Source organism: Allobrachymonas denitrificans DSM 15123, assembly GCF_900110225.1.
GTDB classification, from domain to species: domain Bacteria; phylum Pseudomonadota; class Gammaproteobacteria; order Burkholderiales; family Burkholderiaceae_C; genus Brachymonas; species Brachymonas denitrificans.
Genome location: NZ_FOCW01000001.1, coordinates 898,857 through 917,717 on the forward strand (window position 1 = coordinate 898,857; position 18,861 = coordinate 917,717).

At 63.8% G+C, this 18,861-nt stretch carries 18 protein-coding genes, 1 tRNA gene and 1 pseudogene; 7 read left to right on the forward strand and 13 right to left on the reverse strand.

All coding sequences use genetic code 11. The features are described 5' to 3' along the window. Nucleotides 1–73: 73 nt before the first annotated feature. The 9 genes and pseudogenes from BMW28_RS04075 to BMW28_RS04115 form a co-directional block, all read right to left on the reverse strand. Nucleotides 74–1,066, reverse strand: coding sequence for a branched-chain amino acid ABC transporter permease (locus BMW28_RS04075; RefSeq protein WP_091814153.1), 993 nt, complete (start codon nucleotides 1,064–1,066; stop codon nucleotides 74–76). Between the two features lie 22 nt (nucleotides 1,067–1,088). Further along, entirely contained in the window at nucleotides 1,089–1,973 is an 885-nt protein-coding gene (locus BMW28_RS04080) for a branched-chain amino acid ABC transporter permease (protein ID WP_091814156.1), read from the reverse strand. A 93-nt stretch (nucleotides 1,974–2,066) separates the two neighbouring features. After that, nucleotides 2,067–3,305 (reverse strand): annotated as a pseudogene (locus tag BMW28_RS04085) (ABC transporter substrate-binding protein). A 112-nt stretch (nucleotides 3,306–3,417) separates the two neighbouring features. Then, the gene (locus BMW28_RS04090; protein WP_091814158.1) at nucleotides 3,418–4,176 is read right to left on the reverse strand and encodes an ABC transporter ATP-binding protein; all 759 of its coding nucleotides are present in this window, start codon (nucleotides 4,174–4,176) and stop codon (nucleotides 3,418–3,420) included. Next, nucleotides 4,176–4,946 (reverse strand): ABC transporter ATP-binding protein, encoded by a 771-nt coding sequence (locus tag BMW28_RS04095; protein ID WP_091814161.1) that lies wholly within the window; start codon nucleotides 4,944–4,946, stop codon nucleotides 4,176–4,178. The genes BMW28_RS04090 and BMW28_RS04095 overlap by 1 nt, the downstream gene beginning before the upstream one ends. A 348-nt stretch (nucleotides 4,947–5,294) precedes the next feature. Next, nucleotides 5,295–6,302 carry an NAD-dependent epimerase gene (locus BMW28_RS04100; RefSeq protein ID WP_091814164.1) on the reverse strand — a complete coding sequence of 336 codons (1,008 nt, stop codon included), beginning with the start codon at nucleotides 6,300–6,302 and terminating at the stop codon, nucleotides 5,295–5,297. Between the two features lie 85 nt (nucleotides 6,303–6,387). After that, the gene (locus tag BMW28_RS04105; protein ID WP_091814167.1) at nucleotides 6,388–6,750 is read right to left on the reverse strand and encodes a PepSY domain-containing protein; all 363 of its coding nucleotides are present in this window, start codon (nucleotides 6,748–6,750) and stop codon (nucleotides 6,388–6,390) included. A 122-nt stretch (nucleotides 6,751–6,872) separates the two neighbouring features. Beyond that, the gene (locus BMW28_RS04110; protein ID WP_091814170.1) at nucleotides 6,873–8,039 is read right to left on the reverse strand and encodes a nucleotide sugar dehydrogenase; all 1,167 of its coding nucleotides are present in this window, start codon (nucleotides 8,037–8,039) and stop codon (nucleotides 6,873–6,875) included. A gap of 72 nt (nucleotides 8,040–8,111) precedes the next feature. Continuing rightward, nucleotides 8,112–9,737: an ArnT family glycosyltransferase gene (locus BMW28_RS04115; RefSeq protein ID WP_091814173.1), complete on the reverse strand. Its 1,626-nt coding sequence runs from the start codon at nucleotides 9,735–9,737 to the stop codon at nucleotides 8,112–8,114. 194 nt (nucleotides 9,738–9,931) lie between these two features. On the opposite strand from BMW28_RS04115, the gene BMW28_RS04120 reads away from it, so the two are divergent. The 3 genes from BMW28_RS04120 to BMW28_RS04130 are packed head-to-tail and all read left to right on the forward strand — an operon-like array spanning nucleotide 9,932 to nucleotide 11,805. Further along, nucleotides 9,932–10,675, forward strand: a complete 744-nt coding sequence (locus tag BMW28_RS04120) for a glycosyltransferase family 2 protein (protein WP_200785715.1) — start codon at nucleotides 9,932–9,934, stop codon at nucleotides 10,673–10,675. 12 nt (nucleotides 10,676–10,687) lie between these two features. After that, entirely contained in the window at nucleotides 10,688–11,413 is a 726-nt protein-coding gene (locus tag BMW28_RS04125; RefSeq protein ID WP_091814176.1) for a TVP38/TMEM64 family protein, read from the forward strand. 26 nt (nucleotides 11,414–11,439) lie between these two features. Beyond that, entirely contained in the window at nucleotides 11,440–11,805 is a 366-nt protein-coding gene (locus BMW28_RS04130) for a hypothetical protein (protein ID WP_091814180.1), read from the forward strand. A 41-nt stretch (nucleotides 11,806–11,846) separates the two neighbouring features. Here BMW28_RS04130 and BMW28_RS04135 read toward each other — a convergent pair whose 3' ends face one another. The 4 genes from BMW28_RS04135 to BMW28_RS04150 form a co-directional block, all read right to left on the reverse strand. Further along, nucleotides 11,847–12,536 carry an SIR2 family NAD-dependent protein deacylase gene (locus BMW28_RS04135; protein ID WP_091814183.1) on the reverse strand — a complete coding sequence of 230 codons (690 nt, stop codon included), beginning with the start codon at nucleotides 12,534–12,536 and terminating at the stop codon, nucleotides 11,847–11,849. Nucleotides 12,537–12,582: 46 nt separating this feature from the next. Next, nucleotides 12,583–12,670, reverse strand: a tRNA-Ser gene (locus BMW28_RS04140). 118 nt (nucleotides 12,671–12,788) lie between these two features. Beyond that, nucleotides 12,789–13,268 (reverse strand): hypothetical protein, encoded by a 480-nt coding sequence (locus BMW28_RS04145; RefSeq protein ID WP_234969965.1) that lies wholly within the window; start codon nucleotides 13,266–13,268, stop codon nucleotides 12,789–12,791. 36 nt (nucleotides 13,269–13,304) lie between these two features. After that, nucleotides 13,305–13,859: a hemerythrin domain-containing protein gene (locus BMW28_RS04150; RefSeq protein ID WP_159430710.1), complete on the reverse strand. Its 555-nt coding sequence runs from the start codon at nucleotides 13,857–13,859 to the stop codon at nucleotides 13,305–13,307. Between the two features lie 202 nt (nucleotides 13,860–14,061). Here BMW28_RS04150 and BMW28_RS04155 point away from each other — a divergent pair, with 202 nt between their 5' ends. Genes BMW28_RS04155 through BMW28_RS04170 form a run of 4 tightly spaced genes read left to right on the forward strand, consistent with a single transcriptional unit; the run spans nucleotide 14,062 to nucleotide 18,815 of the window. Then, entirely contained in the window at nucleotides 14,062–15,594 is a 1,533-nt protein-coding gene (locus tag BMW28_RS04155; protein WP_091814189.1) for an ABC transporter ATP-binding protein, read from the forward strand. Continuing rightward, nucleotides 15,591–16,679, forward strand: a complete 1,089-nt coding sequence (locus tag BMW28_RS04160; protein ID WP_091814191.1) for an ABC transporter permease — start codon at nucleotides 15,591–15,593, stop codon at nucleotides 16,677–16,679. The genes BMW28_RS04155 and BMW28_RS04160 overlap by 4 nt, the downstream gene beginning before the upstream one ends. Then, nucleotides 16,679–17,599 carry an ABC transporter permease gene (locus BMW28_RS04165; protein ID WP_091814194.1) on the forward strand — a complete coding sequence of 307 codons (921 nt, stop codon included), beginning with the start codon at nucleotides 16,679–16,681 and terminating at the stop codon, nucleotides 17,597–17,599. Before BMW28_RS04160 ends, BMW28_RS04165 begins: the two co-directional genes overlap by 1 nt. A 58-nt stretch (nucleotides 17,600–17,657) precedes the next feature. Beyond that, entirely contained in the window at nucleotides 17,658–18,815 is a 1,158-nt protein-coding gene (locus BMW28_RS04170) for a BMP family ABC transporter substrate-binding protein (RefSeq protein WP_091814197.1), read from the forward strand. Nucleotides 18,816–18,861 lie beyond the last annotated feature (46 nt).

Below are 18,861 nucleotides of genomic sequence, written 5' to 3' on the forward strand. Positions count from 1 at the left end.
TGTTTGGCGGTCATGTGGCAGCAGCATGAAAAATGCCGGCGCTGTGGCCGGCATTGGATGGGAGAAGGTGTGTTCAGGTCTTCTTCTTGCCCACGGAGGCCATTTTGAGCCGCTGCACGAGGGCGATGTACTCGCCGACGATACCGCGGCGGAACAGCATCACGCAGATCACGAAGATGAAGCCGATGGCCAGGTTGACCTGCTCACCGAGGCTGTTGAACCAGTTCACTCCGGTCAGGCTGGCCAGGAAGTGGCCGATGTTGCCCAGACGGTTCTCCAGAATCACCACGATGGTGGCGCCGACCACAGGGCCCAACAGTGTGCCCATACCGCCAATCAGCGTCATCAGGATCACCAGCCCGGACATCGACCAGTGCACATCGGTCAGCGTGGCAAAGCCCAGCACCACGGTCTTGGTGGCCCCGGCCAGCCCGGCCAGCGCCGCCGACAGCGTGAATGCCAGCAGCTTGAAGCGGTCCACGTCATAGCCCAGCGAGATGGTGCGCGGCTCGTTCTCCTTGATGGCGGTGAGAATCTGGCCATAGGGCGAATGCACCGTGCGGTAGATCAGGATGAAGGACGCCACCACGATGGCCAGCACCACGTAGTACATGACGAAGTCGTTGCCCAGATCGAGAATGCCGGCGATCATGCCGCGTGGCACGCCCTGCAGGCCATCCTCGCCGCCGGTGAACTTGGCCTGCAGTGCGATGAAGAAGAACATCTGCGCCAGCGCCAGCGTGATCATGGCGAAGTAGATGCCCTGGCGGCGGATGGCGATGTAGCCCATGATGACCCCGATGACGGTGGCAAAGGCGGTACCGGCCAGAATGCCGATGACGGGGTCGGGGATCACCTGGGTCATGACCCAGCCGGTGATGTAGCCGGCGCCGCCCAGGAAGGCAGCATGGCCGAAGGAGAGCAGGCCGGTGTAGCCCAGCAGCAGGTTGAAGGCGCAGGCAAACAGGATGAAGCACAGCAGCTTCATCATGAAGACGGGATACACCACATAGGGGGCAGCCAGAGCCAGCAGCAGCAGGAGTCCGTAACCGATAGTCTTGTTCATTTTGATTGATCCCTTTGCAGCGTCACTTCTCTTTGCCGAACAGTCCGGCGGGGCGGAACATCAGCACCAGCACCATGATCACGAACACCACGGTGGTGGACGCCTCGGGATAGAACACCTTGGTCATGCCCTCGATCACGCCCAGGGCCAGGCCGGTGAGGATGGAGCCGAGGATGGAGCCCATGCCGCCGATGACGACGACGGCAAAGACGACGATGATCAGGTTGGAGCCCATCAGGGGGCTGACCTGCAGCACGGGGGCGGCGAGCACGCCGGCGACAGCGGCCAGGGCTACGCCCAGGCCGTAGGTGAGGGTGACCATGCGGGGCACGTTGATGCCGAAGGCCTCGACCAGCTTGGGGTTCTCGGTGCCGGCGCGCAGCAGGGCGCCGAGCTTGGTCTTCTCGATGATGAGCCAGGTGCCCAGGCAGACGGCCAGGGATGCGAAGACGACCCATGCGCGGTAGTTGGGCAGGACCATGAAGCCGAGGTCGGTGGAGCCACGCAGCAGCTCGGGCGGGCTGTAGGACAGGCCGGAGACGCCGTACTGGGTGCGCAGCAGGCCCTCGACGACGAGGGTGATGCCGAAGGTGAGCAGCAGGCCGTAGAGGTGGTCGAGCTTGTAGAGGTGCTTGAGGAAGAGTTTCTCGATGACCAGGCCGATGAGGAAGACGACCAGGGGGGAGAGGAAGAGCATGACCCAGTAGCTCAGGCCCAGGTATTGGCCGCCCATCCAGGCGATCATGGCGCCGAGCATGAACATGGCGCCGTGGGCGAAGTTGACGACGTTGAGCAGGCCGAAGATGACGGCCAGGCCGAGGCTGAGCATGGCGTAGAAGGAGCCGTTGACCAGACCGATCAGCAACTGGCTCAGAACGCCCGCAAGTGGGATGCCAAAGATTTCCATGGGGGTGCTAGGAGTAACAGGTGAAAGATCTGAAATCAGCCGGAATCAGCGGTGGCTGCGCGCGCCAGGTCGCGCAGCCACCGTGGGGTTACATCAGGACTTCTTGACGAAGCTGCACTTGGACTCGGACAGCGGGGTGTAGGCCTGGTCGCCAGGAACGGACTTCACCTGCTGGTAGTAGTCCCAGGGTTCCTTGGACTCGTCGGGCTTCTTCACTTGCATCAGGTACATGGTCTGGGCCAGACGGCCGTCCTCACGCACCTTGCCATCCTTCACGAACATGTCGTTGATGGGCGTCTCCTTGATGACCTTCATCACGGCATCGCCATCGGTCGTGCCGGCGGCCTTCACGGCGTTCAGCCAGGTGGTGGTGGCGGAGTAGTCGGCTGCCTGCAGCATGCTGGGCATGCGGTTGAACTTCTCGAAGAAGCGCTTGGCGAACTTGCGGGAGTCGTCATCCTGGTTCCAGTACCAGCTGGTGGTTGCCAGCAGGCCCTGTGCGTCCTTCAGGCCCAGTGCGTGCACGTCGTTGATGAACACCAGCAGGCCGGCCAGCTTCATGTCCTTGGACAGACCGAATTCGTTGGCAGCCTTCACGCTGTTGATGAAGTCGCCGCCCGCGTTGGCCAGACCCAGCACCTGGGCCTTGGACTGCTTGGCCTGCAGCAGGAAGGAGGAGAAGTCGGAGTTGCCCAGCGGTACCTTGACGGAGCCCAGCACCTTGCCGCCGCCAGCCTCGACGATGGTCGTGGTGTCCTTCTCCAGCGAGTGGCCGAAGGCGTAGTCGGCAGTCAGGAAGTACCAGTTCTTGTCGCCGCGCTCGATCAGTGCCTTGCCGGCCACGCGGGCCAGAGCCACGGTGTCATAGGCGTAGTGCACGTTATAGGGAGTGCAGTCTTCGTTCGTCAGGCGGGCAGAGCCGGCACCGATGATGAAGTAGGGCTTCTTCTTCTCGGCCATGATCTTGGCCGTGGCCGTGGCCAGGGCGGTGGCGGAGTTGGTGCCACCCACCATCATCTGCACGTTCTGCTGGTCCAGTCATTCGCGTGCCTTGGAGGCAGCGATGTCGGCCTTGTTCTGGTGGTCAGCGCTGACCAGCTCGACCTTCTTGCCCAGCACCGAGCCGCCGAAGTCGTCGATCGCCATCTGAATCGCCTCGGCACCAGCCTTGCCGTCCACGTCGGAGTACACACCAGACATGTCGGTGGTGAAGCCGATGCGGATCACATCGCCACCACCGCCCGCGGCAGGAGCGGCAGCGGTTGCGCCGCTGGCGCCCGAAGCGGCTGCAGGCGCCGAGCTGCTGCCCTGCTTGCCGCAGGCCACCAGCATCAGCACGGAAGCCGCAATCGCGGTCAGGCTTGCTGCTTTGTTCAGTTTCATGGTTTGTCTCCTGGTTTCTTCTAGAGGAAGGGTGTGGGTAAAAGGAAAGGAAAGAGGGGAATCAGACGCCCAGCAGCTCGTTGAGCACCGGCATCTTCTCCTGCAACTGGTCGGCCGAGAACTGCTCGACAATCTCGCCGTGCTCCATCACGTACAGCCGGTCGGCCAGCGGCGCGGCAAAGTGGAAGTTCTGCTCCACCATCACCACCGTGTAGCCCTTGGCCTTGAGCATGGTGATCATGCGCGCGAGCGCCTGCACGATCACCGGGGCCAGACCTTCGGAGATCTCGTCGAGCAGCAGCAGGTTGGCACCGGTGTGCAGGATGCGCGCCACGGCCAGCATCTGCTGCTCGCCCCCCGAGAGCTTGGTGCCCGGGCTGTTCTTGCGACGCTCCAGGTTGGGGAACATCTCGTAGATTTCCCTGGTGTGCATGGGCGGCTGCGGCTGCTTGCTGCGCACACGCGGCGGCAGATACAGGTTCTCCTCGCAGCTCAGGCTGGAGAAGATGCCCCGCTCCTCGGGGCAGTAGCCCACGCCCATGTGGGCGATGCGGTAGGTGGGCATGCGGATGGTTTCCACCCCATTGATTTTGATCGATCCACGGCGCTTGCCGGCCATGCCCATGATGGCGCGCAGCGTGGTGGTGCGTCCGGCCCCGTTGCGGCCGAGCAGACTGACCACCTCGCCCTTGTTCACGGTGAGGTTCACGCCATGCAGGATGTGCGACTCGCCATACCAGGTATGCAGGTCGCTTATCTCGAGCACCGGGGTGGTGGAGCTGGCCTGCGCGCTCGTGCGCGGTTCGACGACGGCGTTCATCAGTGGGCTCCTTGCAGTTCGGTGGCATTGGTGCCCATGTAGGCCTCCATCACCTGCGGGTTCTGGGACACTTGGGCGTAGTTGCCCTCGGCGAGCACTTCGCCGTGGGAGAGCACGGTGATGGTGTCGGCGATGGTGGAGACGACCTTCATGTTGTGCTCGACCATCATGATGGTGCGCCCGGCCGAGACCTGCTTGATCAGGTCGGTGACGTGGCCCACATCCTCATGGCCCATGCCCTGGGTGGGCTCGTCGAGCAGCATCAGCTCGGGCTCCATGGCCAGGGTGGCGGCGATCTCGAGAGCGCGCTTGCGGCCGTAGGGGAGGTTGACGGCATACTCCTTGGCGAACTGTTCGAGCTTGACCTCGGAGAGCAGCTGCATGCAGCGCTCGTCGAGCTGGTCGAGGCTCTTCTCGTTGCGCCAGAAGTGAAAGGAATTGCCGAGCTTGCGCTGCATGCCCAGGCGCACGTTCTGCAGCACGGTCATGTGGGGGAAGACGGCGGAGATCTGGAAGGAGCGCACGATGCCCTTGCGCGCGATGTAGGCGGGCTCGTCGTGGGTGATGTCCTGCCCGTTGAAGAGGATCTGGCCCGAGGTGGGCTTGAGAAACTTGGTGAGCAGGTTGAAACAGGTGGTCTTGCCGGCGCCATTGGGGCCGATAAGCACATGGATATTGCCGCGCTTGACCTTGAGATTGACGTTGTTGACGGCAACGAATCCCTTGAATTCCTTGGTCAGGTTTTTGGCTTCAAGAATAATATCGCTCATGGCTGCATCGCTTGCGTAGGAGTGATGCAGTCTACGGGCAAAAACCGAACGGTCGGATCAAGGATTACCCTGACACGTAGCTTTCAGTGTGAATATCATGAATCCTGTTGAAAATCAAATGGATAGATGATTTTTGACAAGCTTCGCATCAAGGAAAAACCGTACATTCCTGACGGATTTGGGTAGCAAGTCAGCTTGTCATAAGGCAGGCTGAACAAGCATGATTACATGCCATGAATGGCGTATGAAAGCCATTAATACGGATGTGCAAATATTCGAAATATTGAATGTGTGATTAATCACACATTTGTCATGTGCATTGAATGCAATATGGGTCTGATCGCCCCATTATGTGCCGTAGAAACCCCGATACCATTCCACAAAGCGTTTGACGCCTTCGGCTACCGGTGTCGCAGGCTTGTAATCAAACTCCTGCGTCAATTCGCTCACATCGGCGAAGGTGTCATGCAGGTCGCCCGGTTGCGGGGGCAGCAGTTCCATGTCTGCCTTCTTGCCGATCGCCTGCTCGAGCGCGGCAATGTAGTCCAGCAGCACCACCGGCTGGTTGTTGCCGATGTTGTACACACGCCAGGGCGCACTGCTGCTGGCAGGGTCGGGATGCTTGCTGTCCCAGGCCGGATCAGGCGGAGCAGGGCGGTCCAGCACGCGGATCACGCCTTCGACGATGTCATCGATGTAGGTGAAATCGCGCTTGTGCTGGCCGTAGCCGAACACCTTGATCGGTTCGCCCTGCAGGATGGCGCGCGTGAACTTGAACAGCGCCATGTCGGGCCGGCCCCAGGGGCCATACACGGTGAAGAAGCGCAACCCGGTGGTCGGAGTCTGGAACAGGTTGCTGTACACATGGGCCATCAGTTCGTTCGACTTCTTGCTGGCGGCGTACAGGCTGAGCGGGTGGTTCACGCTCTGGTGCACCGAATACGGCATGTCGGTGTTGGCGCCATACACGCTGGAACTGCTGGCATACACCAGATGTTCGCAGCCGTGGTTGCGGCAGCCCTCCAGAATGTGTGCAAAGCCCAGCACATTGCTGTCGATATAGGCGAGCGGGTTGTCGATGGAGTAGCGCACACCGGCCTGGGCGCCCAGGTTGGCCACGCGCTGTGGCTTGTGCGTGGCAAACACCTGCTCGACGGCGGCGCGGTCCGCCAGGTCGATGCGGTAATGCGTATAGCCCGGATGGTCGGCGAACTGCGCGAGGCGGGCTTCCTTCAGACGCGGGTCGTAGTAGTCATTGTGGTTGTCGATGCCGACCACGCTGTCGCCACGTGCCAGCAGGCGCTGCGTGAGCGCAGCACCAATGAATCCGGCCGAGCCGGTCACGAGAATCTTCATGGCGTTATCTTAGGGGGTCGGGAATCCATTTGCCGGTCGGGGGCATGGCCGCCCCGGAAATATTTCCGGAAGCGGCCAGCGCCGTTCAAGACTGGCCTTTCGTGCCGGTACGGTCCTGTCTGGCGGTGCTGCCCTGCATGTCGTTGGAGATGACCTTGCCATCGGCAGCATCCACATGCACCTCGAACACGCGCTTGTTGGCCTTCACCACGTCCACTTCGTAGTACAGGGTGTCCTTGTCCTGTTCCAGTTCCGCCTTGATGACGCGGCCATCGGGATGTGCCAGCTGGGCTGAGGCAATGGCGTGCTGCAGCGTGATCTTCGAGTTGAACAGTTCGGAGTAGCGGTCCTTGTCGCGGTTGCCGTCCTGGCCGGCAAAGGCGAGGCTGCCGGCAGTGGCGATGCTGGCGGCGGCGATCAGGGTGGCGATGGAAGTGTTGCGTTTCATGATGATGCTCCTCGTTGTGGGTGTATCGCAGCACGATTGCTGTCGATGGCTTCATCATCGGATTGCAGCCTTAGGGCCGCCTTAGCGGCTGCTGATGGAACGCTTAACACTCCATGGCCGCATCAGTCGTTGCCGAACAGGTCGCGGGTGTAGACCTTGTGGTCGACATCGGCCAGTTGCGGGCTGCGCCGGTTGGCGATGATCACGTCGGCTTCGCGCTTGAACGCCTCCAGGTCATTCACGATGCGCGAATGGAAGAAATGCTCTTCCGTCAGCGCCGGCTCGTACACGATCACCTCGATGCCCTTGGCCTTGATACGCTTCATGATGCCCTGGATGCTCGACGAGCGGAAATTGTCCGAACCCGCCTTCATGATCAGCCGGAACACGCCCACCACGCGCGGACGTCTGGCGATGATCTCGTCGGCGATGAAGTCCTTGCGCGTGGTGTTGGAATCGACGATGGCGCGGATCAGGTTCTGCGGCACTTCGCGGTAGTTGGCCAGCAGCTGCTTGGTGTCCTTGGGCAGGCAGTAGCCGCCATAGCCGAAGGACGGGTTGTTGTAGTGCGTGCCGATGCGCGGATCCAGCCCCACGCCTTCGATGATCTGGCGCGTGTCCAGGCCGTGGATGGCCGCGTAGCTGTCCAGCTCGTTGAAGTAGGCCACGCGCATGGCGAGATAGGTGTTGGAGAACAGCTTGACGGCCTCGGCCTCGGTGGAGCCGGTGAACAGCACCGGTATGTCCTCTTTCAGGGCGCCTTGCTGCAGCAGCGCGGCAAACACCCGGGCCCGTTCCGACTCTTCGCCCACGATGATGCGCGAGGGATAGAGGTTGTCATGCAGCGCCTTGCCTTCGCGCAGGAACTCGGGCGAGAAGATGAGGTTGTCGCACTGCATCTCGGCGCGCATGCGTTCGGTGTAGCCCACCGGCACGGTGGACTTGATCACCATCACCGCCTGCGGGTTGATGGCCAGCACATCGCGGATCACGGCCTCGACCGAGCGCGTATCGAAATAGCTGGTGTCCGGGTCGTAATCGGTGGGGGTGGCGATGATGACGTAATCGGCGCCTGCGTAGGCTTCGCGCTGGTCCAGTGTGGCGCGCAGGTTGAGCCGCTTGTGCGCCAGATATTCTTCGATCTCCGCATCGGCAATGGGGGACTGGTGCGCGTTGATCAGATCGACCTTGGCAGGAACGATATCCAGGGCGACGACTTCATTGTGCTGCGCCAGCAGCACGGCATTGGACAGGCCGACGTAGCCGGTGCCGGCGATTGCGATTTTCATGGAAGGGACGCGTGAGTTTGCAGGGAAAGAGGGGCAGCAGCGCCCGCAGGCGCCGCGAACCATCATAAATCCTTACCATTTCAGTTCGTCGACAACCTGCGGGCGTGCCAGGAACGCCTGGGCTGCAGCCGTGGTCATCAGCGTTGCGCTGCCGCCGCGGTAGCGCTGCGCCTTCACGGCGGGGACGCCATCCAGATGGTGCATGTCGCGCGTGTAGAGCACGACGTAGTCGTGCGGGTTGGCGGCTACCCAGCTGCGGACGGCCTCCAGCCCTTCCAGTTGCACCAGCGGCTGCTCCAGCCGGCCGGCAAACTGGTACTGGTTGTGATAGAAGCCCATGTGCCCGACCTTGTTGCCGCCATCCTGCACCTGCTTCACGGCCAGGGCAACCGGATGCATGTCGTAGGAGTCATACTGCGGACGCAGCACGGAGAGCTGGATGGCACTGGCCAGCGCCACGCCCAGCAGGGCGAGCGGCACCAGCGGCTTGGCGCTGCGGCGACCGGTAACGTAGATCGCCACCGCCGCCACCATCAGGGCCACCCCGGGCCATGCCAGCACGGTGGCTTCATCCAGGTGGATGCCCAGCTTGTCCGGCGCGATCATCACGCCGCCCAGCACGAACACCAGCAAGGCAGGCAGCCACAGGCCGCGTGCCTGTTCCACGTCATCCAGTGCGCGCGCCGTCAGCAGGGCAAAGGCCGGGAAGATGGGCAGCAGGTAGTGCGGCTGCTTGCCGCTGATGAAGGAAAACGCCAGCAGCACCGGCAGGCTCCAGGCCAGGCACAGGCGGCCGCCACGGTCCAGGCGCTGGCGCAGATACGGCACGAGCGCGCGCCACAGCCCGGTCCACAGAAACCAGGGGAACAGCATCAGCGGCAACAACGGCAGATACCACCAGATCGGACGGCGGTGTGCGAACGACTCGACCATGCGGTTGGCCGTCTGTCCCCAGAAGATGGCATTGCGGTACTCTTCGCCACCTGCATAGCCGGCCGGAATCGCCCAGGCCAGGGCAATGGCAGCGCCGAGCAGAATGGCCAGCACGATGCCGCCCAGCCAGCGTCCCCAGCGCAGGCCGCGGCTCCACCAGGGTGCCAGCAGGGCCGCCGGCAGCACCTGCAGCAGGATCACCGGCCCCTTGGCCAGCACGCCCAGGCCGATCGCCAGACCCAGCACGGCAAAGCCGCGTCGTGCCTGGCCATCGGCTGCGATCACAATGCCGTGCAGGCCGATCAGGGTGCACAGCGCCATCAGGATGTCGAACATGGCCATGGTGGAAAAAATCATCCACAGCATGCCACCCAGCAGCATCAGCACGGCCGGGCCGGCCATGCCGGGGCGCTCCGGCCACAGGCGACGTGCCAGACCCCAGGTAAGGAACAGGCTCACGGCAGAGGCCAGCGGCGAAACCAGTCGCGGCCACCATTCGTTCACGCCGCCCGTCAGCGCCCAGCCCAGCTGGAACAGCCACATCATCAACGGCGGCTTGTGGTCGTAGGGCGCGCCATTCTTGTAGGGCACCAGAAAGTCGCCGCGCAGCCACATTTCCCAGGCCACGCCGACGTAGCGGGTTTCGTCCAGCGGGGTGAGAGGGCGGCTGATGATGGCGACAAGCGTCAGCACGGCCAGCAGGGCCAGGGACAGCCACAGCAGGCTTTTCCGGGAGGGAGCCAGAGTGCGCGCAGGGTCGGACATGCAAGATTCTCCAGAAGACGCGGCCCGGCGAGCGGGCGCGCTGTTGCTGCATTGCAGCATGGGTGATGCGCAATATACCAGCAGCCACCGCCGTAGCATGTTGAAACTGCGCGGTATCCTGCCGAAATGCGGGCGCTGGCATAAAATTCTAATCTTGTCTCCAGAAACGGCACCTCGCGTGCCATCCTCACAGAATGTCTCAATCCACTGCCAGCCTGGCGCCTGTCGACGGTGTGCGTTTTTCCGTCGTGATTCCTTCGTACAACGAAGAGGAAAACGTCATTCCGCTGGCTGAAGAAGTCATTGCCACCCTGCGCGATCTGCCCGGCGGCTACGAACTGATTCTGGTGGACGACGCCAGCACCGACAAAACGGCCAGCGTCATCCGCCAGCTCGAAGCGCAATACCCCACGGTGCGCGGTGTGTTTCACCGCGTCAACGCCGGCCAGAGCGCGGCGGTGGCCAGCGGCTTCCAGGCGGCGCGCGGCGAGTGGGTCGGTACGCTGGACGGCGATGGTCAGAATGACCCCGCCGATCTGCCCGGCATGCTGGCACTGGCGGAGAAGCAGGGCGTGGATTGCGTGACCGGCGTGCGCGCCAAGCGCCAGGACACCTGGCTGCGCAAGTTCTCCTCGCGCGTGGCCAACGGCTACCGCAACTGGATCACCGGCGACAAGGTCAGCGACAGCGGCTGCGGCGTGCGCGTGGCCAGGCGCAGCGCACTGCGTGAGGTGCCGGTGTTCAACGGCCTGCACCGCTTCCTGCCGACGCTGCTGCGTGGACAGGGCTTCACCGTTATCGAAACGCCCGTCAACCACCGCGAACGCATGCGCGGCGTCTCCAAGTACGGCGTGCACAACCGCCTGTGGCGTGGCATCCGCGACTGCTTCGGCGTGCGCTGGTATCTGGCGCGCGCCGTGCGCTCCAACCGCCTGTAAGCTGCGGCGCCCATGCGCAACGAACACGAATCCGCGCTCGAGGAAGCGCTGGAAGACGTTCCGGCAGAAGAGCTGGAACAGGTCGCGCACAACACCTCGCGCAAGCTGCTCACGCTGGTGGGCATTGGCGTGGTGCTGTTCGGGCTGATCCAGTTCACGCCACTCGGCCAGCAGCTGCGCGACTGGAACACCCTGGCCGGCATGTTCAAGGGTGGCGGCCTGCGCGCCGAGCTCTATTTTGTGCTGCTCAGCGGTTTTCTGATCATGGTGGGGGTGCCGCGCCTGCTGTTCTGTGCGCTGGCCGGATTTGCCTTCGGCTTCTGGCAGGGGCTGCTGTGGTCCACGCTGGGCAGCCTGCTGGGCTCCTTCGTGGCTTTCCGTGCAGCACGCTGGGGCGGGCGCGAGTGGCTCACCGAACGCTTCGGCAAGAACCGCTTCTTCGGACGCATCGTGCATGCCAAGCCCACGATTGCCTCGGTGGTGCTGATCCGCATGCTGCCGGTGAGCAACGGCATCATCAACCTGGGCCTGGCGCTGAGCAAGGTGCGCAACCGTGCCTTCGTCTTCGGCTCCATCATCGGCTTCCTGCCGCAGGGCGTGGTGGCGGTCATCGTCGGCAGCGGCGTGGCGCAGGATGTGCCTTGGGCCGGGGCGGTGCAGCTGGGGGTGGCGGCGGTCCTGCTGGCCGGCATCTGGGTGTGGACGCTGCGCAAGCACCGGAACGGTGAAAAGCACTGATTTCCGGAAGGTGATACCCTTGGGCCATGGCCGACGATTCGAATCTGAAACCGAAAGCGACGCGGGTTATTTCCGAGGAACGTGCTGCTGCGCGGGAGGCTGCGGCAGCGCGCAAACGCGCATGGAAAAGCATGCCCGCCAACCAGGCAAGTCCTGAGGCTGCTGCGACGCTCATGGCTCCTGCGCCGGATGCGAGTTCCCTGACTCCGCTTCAGCGGGACAAATTGAAGAAAATCCTGCGGATGACCCGCACCGGTCAGGTATTCGCTGCGGGGAAAAGCGATCCCGGGATGAAGTCCTTGATGCGCTGGGGTCTGGTCGAATATGTCTACCACCCGCTGTATGGTGCCGGTTGGCAATTGACACGGGATGGCAAGAACCTGGTCAGCTGACGGTCAACAGGACGCGCGGGCGCTCCGCCGTAACAGGCAGGTCAGTCGGTTTTGAGCAGGTATTCCACGACCTTGGGCACGCCCAGTACGGCACGCTCGGGGATCACGGTCAGGTCCCAGGCGGCGGCAGCCTGCAATGAGGGATTGGGGTCGATCAGATACCCGTCTGCGTGCGGCGGTGCATAGGCAATCAGGCCGGCTGCCGGATACACCTTGAGCGAGGTGCCCACCACCAGCACCACGTCGGCTTCTGCCACCTGTTCCAGCGCCTGTTCCAGCGCCGGCACTTCCTCGCCGAACCAGACGATGTGCGGTCGCAGCGGCGCGCCCAGCGGATCGACATGCTCAGGCAACTGGTCGTGGTGCCAGTCGATGATGTAGCCGGCATCGCGTGTGCTGCGCAGCTTGGTCAGTTCGCCATGCAGATGCAGGACCTGGCTGCTGCCGGCGCGCTCGTGCAGGTTGTCGACGTTCTGGGTGATGATGTGTACGCGATAGCGCCGCTCCAACTCTGCCAGCGCGAAATGCGCGGCATTGGGTTGTACCTGCTGCAACTGGCGACGACGGGCGTTGTAGAAATCGAGGACGAGGCGGGGATTGGCGTGAAAGCCTTCGGGCGTAGCCACATCTTCCACGCGGTGGCCTTCCCACAGGCCGCCCGCGTCGCGGAAGGTTTTCAGACCGCTGTCGGCGCTGATGCCGGCTCCGGTCAGGACCACGCAGGTTTTCATGAGGCTGTTTCCTGAAGTGCACGGCAGGCAGACAGGCGGCCGCGACTGGCGGAAGCGGTGAGATTCGAACTCACGGACCATTGCTGATCGGCGGTTTTCAAGACCGCTGGATTAAACCACTCTCCCACGCTTCCGAACTGAACATTGTACTGCGGGAATGCAGCGCGACAGCGTCTGGGCACTGCCTTGCAGGGACGGCAGGCGTGCCCATCAAAGCAGCGCCCGCTGCCGCAAGGGCAGGCCTCCTATACCTCAGGCGCGCAGCTGTCCCTCGGTCAGCGAATCCAGCTGGAAGCGGCCGCTGCGGTCCCACAGCCAGGTGTCGACGTAGCGGCCACCGCGCCCACCCGGAGAGGGGAAGGGCGCTGCGCTGCGCACCATGGTCTCGATTTCGCGCATCACTTCCGGTACGTGCGTCGGGCCGCGCATCCAGCGCACGGACCGCACCTGACCATTGGCGGCAAGATTCACTTCCAGCGTGCCGACTGCGTACAGCATGGGCGGCAGCATGCCGCGGTAGATGCGGTTGTTGTAGCGGTTGTAGAGGTGGCGTGCCGCCACGCGGCGGAATGCCATGTCGGCTTCGCTGCGTGCGGCGGGGCGGCCGGAGAAGCCGCAGCCTGCAAGAACCGCTGCAGTGACGCTGCCGGCAGCCGCAGCCATGCGCAACAGCAGGCGGCGTGGCAGCGTGGGTGTTTCAGGAGAGACGGGCGTCTGGCTGGGCAGGGACATGGCGGACCTTTCTGGATGAAACAGCGATAGGGTACATCACCCCAGCTTCGGCTGGCTGATGCGCCGTTGTGCCATCTCCTCGCCCCAGGCCCGTTGCTGCTCTTCCGAGGCATCCTGGAACGCCAGCGGATACGCCTGCTCTTCCTCGCAGTCGATGTGTTCGCGGTAGGCGCTCAGGAAGGGGGCGGTGACTGCGCTCTTCAGCAGCGGCTCCGCGTTGCCGCTCTCCATCTGCTCCAGTTCCTTGCGCAACGCCTGCCATAGCGCGGCCATGTCCAGATGCTGCTGATGGAGCTTTTCGGCAAGTTGCACCTGGCGCTCGTCGCCACTGGCCAGCATCCGGGGAAACAGGTGGCGCTCCTCGTCCTCGTGGTGGTGCGGGCCGGCCAGGTCGAAGTAGCGCAGGATGTCGCGTGCCGCCTGGCGTGCCTGATCGTCGGCCCCCTTGGTGGCAGCATGTTCCTGCAGGCGCTCCAGCAGCGTGCACATGCGCAACACGCGCTCGTGGCAGGCCTGCAGCATGTGCAGCGGTTGTTCGAAGGTGGGGGCCAGCCCGGTGCGGCCCGGTTCAAGAATGGGGACAGTAGCCACGGCGTCAGAAGATTGAGTCCGAAAACGCCCATTGTGGCCCGTGCGGAGGCAGATCGGCGGTGATGGCAGCAATTGCGGTGGGGACATGCCGCAGCGGCAGCGCACACGCCAGATGTCACAAAAGGTGAATTTGCCCCGACAATAGGCTTTTTTCTGCGGCCCCGCATACGCTGCGAGGCGGCACAGCCTGTCCGCGCAACCCATGCCCGCACCCCGACTGCAGCTTACCGACATTACCAAGCGCTACCCCGGTGTCACAGCCAACGAGGCTGTCTCGCTCACGGTACAACCGGGAGAGATCCATGCCGTGCTGGGTGAGAACGGCGCCGGCAAATCCACGCTGATGAAGATCATCTACGGCGCTGTGCAAGCTGACGAAGGCAGCATTGCCGTCGATGGCCAGCCGGTACGTGTGGAAACGCCGCAACAGGCGCGTGCGCTGGGCATCGCCATGGTGTTCCAGCACTTCAGCCTGTTCGATACGCTCACGGTGGCCGAGAACGTCTGGCTCGGTCTGGATCGCAGCCACAGCCTGGCGCAAGTCAAGGCCATGATCCGCGAGAAGGCTTCCGTCTACGGCCTGCCGCTGGATCCGGAGCGTGCCGTGCATACGCTGGGGGTAGGCGAGCGCCAGCGCGTCGAGATCATCCGCGCCTTGCTGACCAATCCGCGCCTGCTGATTCTGGACGAGCCCACTTCCGTGCTTACGCCGCAGGCGGTGCAGGGTCTGTTCGAGGTGCTGCGGCGTCTGGCCGCCGAGGGCTGCAGCATTCTGTATATCAGCCACAAGCTGCATGAAATCCGTGCCCTGTGCACGGCCTGTACCGTGCTGCGAGGCGGGCGTGTGAGTGGAGAGTGCAATCCGCAGCAGGAGAGCAACGCCTCGCTCAGCCGCATGATGATCGGCGCGGAGCCGCCGGCCTTGCGCAAGCAGCCCAGCGCGCCCGGCAAGCAGGTGCTCGAGGTGTATGGCCTGAGCCTGCCTAGCCAGCACCAGTTCGGTACCGAACTGCAGGGCGTGTCTTTCGAGGTGCGTGCCGGAGAAGTGGTGGGCATAGCCGGCGTGTCGGGCAACGGCCAGCACGAATTGCTGGCCGCACTGGATGGCGAGGATGTGCGTGCCGCGCCCGGCATGGTTCGCCTGCATGGGCAGGACATCAGTCGCTGGGGACCGCGGCGCCGGCGTACTGCCGGGATGCACGTGGTGCCCGAAGAGCGGCTCGGTCGCGGCGCCGTTCCCATGCTCGGGCTGGCCCACAACCTGCTGCTGACAAGGCGCGAGGCGGTGGCTCCCGGTGGCTGGATCCGCATGGGGCGCTTGCGTGAACAGGCGCAGGGCATCATCGAGCGTTTTGGCGTCAAGGCCTCCGGTGTGGATGTGCCTGCGCGTGCGCTGTCGGGCGGTAATCTGCAGAAATATATCGTGGGCCGAGAGATCGACGCCGGTCCGCAGTTGCTGATCCTGTCGCAGCCGACCTGGGGCGTGGATGTGGGCGCGCAGGCGCAGATCCATGCCGAAATCCTGGCGCTGCGCGATGCCGGCTGCGCGGTATTGGTCGTGAGCGAGGAGCTGGACGAATTGTTTGCCTTGAGTGATCGCCTGCTGGTGCTGGCGCGGGGACGGCTGTCGCCGTCCATTCCCGCCAGCGAGGCCACGGTGGAACAGCTGGGAGCCTGGATGAGCGGGCTGTGGGATGTGAGTCCGCTCGACGCGGCTGCGGAGGTGCAGGCATGACATCCGTGCAACTCGTGCCGCGCGCGCGGCCTTCGCGTTTCTGGAGCTATGCATCGCCCTTGCTGGCGCTGGCGCTGACGGTGCTAATTGGTGTGCTGCTGTTCATCCTGCTCGGCAAGGATCCGCTGCAGGGGTTGAACGTGTTCTTCGTGGAGCCGGTCAAGAACGCCTATGCGATTGGCGAGCTGCTGCTCAAGGCGACGCCGTTGCTCATCATTGCGCTTGGTCTGGCAGTCTGCTTCCGTTCCAACGTCTGGAACATCGGGGCAGAAGGGCAGTTCATTATCGGCGCCGTGGCGGCCGGAGGCGTTGCGCTGATGGCCGACGCGCAGACTGGCCGCTGGATCGTATTGGCCGTGCTACTGGCTGGTGTGCTGGGCGGCATGGCCTGGGCCGGCATAGTGGCGCTGCTGCGCGACCGCTTCCATGCCAACGAAATCCTTGTCAGCCTGATGCTGGTGTATGTGGCCGAGCAGGTGCTGGGTTATCTGGTCTATGGGCCGTGGAAGGACCCGCAGGGCTACAACTTTCCGCAGACGCGCATGTTCGAGGCGGTGACGGAAATCCCGCGCCTGATGGATGGCTCGCGTGTGTCGGCCGGTCTGCTGATCGCGCTGATCGGCGCCGGCCTGCTATGGGTGTTCCTGTTCCGCATGCTGCCGGGCTTTGCGCAGCAGGTAGGCGGCCTTGCGCCTGCAGCGGCACGTTTTGCCGGTTTCTCCTCGCGCCGCGCGCTCTGGACGGCTCTGCTGATTTCGGGCGGTGCCGCCGGCCTTGCTGGGGCGCTGGAAGTGGCAGGTCCCTTGGGGCAGCTCACGCCGCATGTTCCTGCCGGCTACGGCTTTGCCGCCATTATCGTGGCCTTTGTCGGGCGCCTGCATCCGGTCGGCATGGTGCTCTCAGCCATCCTCATGAGCATGTTCTATATCGGCGGTGAACTGGCGCAATCGCGCCTGGGCCTGCCCAAGTCCATCACCGGCGTGTTCCAGGGCCTGCTGCTGTTCACGCTGCTGGCCTGCGACACCTGGATCCACTACCGCCTGCAGTGGCTGCGCCCGAACAGGGTCGCGAAAGGAGGTGCGTGATGGAACAGTCCGCACTGCTTGTCGCCTCCATGCTGGCTGCCGGCACCGTGCTGGCGCTGGCTTCGCTCGGTTTGCTGATCAACGAGAAGGCCGGGGTGGTCAACCTGGGGGCGGAAGGCATGATGCTTTGCGCCGCACTGGCCGGGTTTGCCACCGTGGTCCACACCGGCAATGACTGGATCGGCTTTGCCGCCGGCATGCTGGCAGGCGGCTTGCTGGCCGCTGCGCTCGGCTACCTGGTGATCTGGCTGAATACCAACCAGTTCGCCACCGGACTGGCGCTGTCGCTGTTCGGTGCAGGCTTCTCGGCCTTTGCCGGCACTGGCTATGTGCAGGCCAGCCTGCCTGCCCGTGCACAGCACGCCTTGCCGCTGCTGTCCGATCTGCCCTGGCTGGGCACGGCCCTGTTCCGCCAGCATCCGGTGGTCTACCTCTCGGTGGCGCTGGCCTTGGGCCTGCTGTGGTTCTTCTACCGCACCCGTGCCGGCCTGATCGTGCGCAGCGTGGGCGAGGCACCCGAATCGGCGCATGCGCTGGGTTATCCGGTGCGCCGTATCCGTCTTGCGGCCGTCATTGCCGGCGGCATGCTGTGCGGGCTGGCGGGTGCGTTTCTTTCGGTGATCTATACCCCGCTGTGGGTGGAGGGCATGGTCGCCGGCAAGGGCTGGATCGCACTGGCGCTCACCACCTTCGCCACCTGGCGGCCGCTGCGCGTGCTGCTGGGGGCCTGGCTGTTCGGCGGCGTCACCATGCTGCAGTTCTGGCTGCAGAGCCAGGGCGTGCAGGTGCCCAGCCAGCTGCTCACCATGCTGCCCTATGTGGCCACCATCGTCGTGCTGGCGCTGATCTCGCGCAATCCGACATGGATTCGCATTAATATGCCGGCAGCACTCGGCAAGCCCTTCCATCCCGGTGCCTGATGGCCCGCCGATCTGAGCCTGCCGACCTCTCCTGAATCACAACAAGGAAGCTACACCCATGATCGATTTTTCCAAGCGCACCGCCTTGCGCGCGGCAGCCTGTGCCGCCGCCGCACTGACTCTTGCCGCCTGTGGCCAGAAGGATGCGCCGGCAACCGGCACGTCCGGCGCAGCCGCCAGCTCTGCAGCGCCGGCAGCAGCTGCCAAGGGTCCGCTGAAAATCGCCTTCGCCTACATCGGCCCGGTGGGCGATGGTGGCTGGACCTTTGCACACGACAACGCGCGCAAGGCCATCGAGCAGGAGTTTGGCGACAAGGTACAGACCAGCTTCGTCGAGAAGGTGCCCGAGTCGTCCGACGCCGAGCGTGTGCTGCGTGACATGGCTTCGCAGGGCAACCAGCTGGTGTTCGGCACCACCTTCGGCTACATGGAATCCATGGTCAAGGTCGCGCGTGACTTCCCCGAGGTGAAGTTCGAGCACGCCACCGGCTACAAGACGGCCGCCAACCTGTCCACCTACGACAGCCGCACCTACGAGGGTGCCTACATGGCGGGCGTGATCGCCGGCAAGATGACCAAGAGCAATGTGCTCGGCGTGGTCGCTTCCGTGCCGATTCCCGAGGTGCTGCGCAACATCAACAGCTTCACGCTGGGCGCGCAGAGCGTCAATCCGGCCATCTCCACCAAGGTGGTGTGGGTGAACGAGTGGTTCAATCCGCCAAAGGAAACCGAGGCCGCCACGGCCCTGATCAACGGCGGCGCCGACATCCTGATGCAGAACACCGATTCGTCCGCCGTGCTGCAGACTGCCGAAAAAATGGGCAAACGCGGTTTTGGCTGGGATTCCGACATGACGCAATACGGTCCCAAGGCGCACCTGGGTTCTGCCGTGATCAACTGGGGCCCGTACTACATCAAGACCGTGCGTGACGTGCTCGATGGCAAGTGGCAGAGCGGCGAATCCTGGTGGGGCGTGAAGGAAGGCGCGATCGACCTGGTGTCGCTGGCTGCCGATGTGCCCGAAGACGCCAAGGCCAAGCTGGAGGAAGTGCGCTCCGGCCTGAAATCCGGCAGCTTCCACATCTGGAAAGGCCCGCTGGTGGACCAGTCCGGCAAGGAGCTGCTGGCCAAGGACCAGGTGGCTGACGACAAGTTCCTGCGCGGCATCAACTTCTTCGTGAAGGGGGTCGAGGGCCAGGTGCCGGGTAGCCGCTGAACGGCGAAAACCGGACCGAAATGCTTCGGCGCCCGTAGTCGGCAGT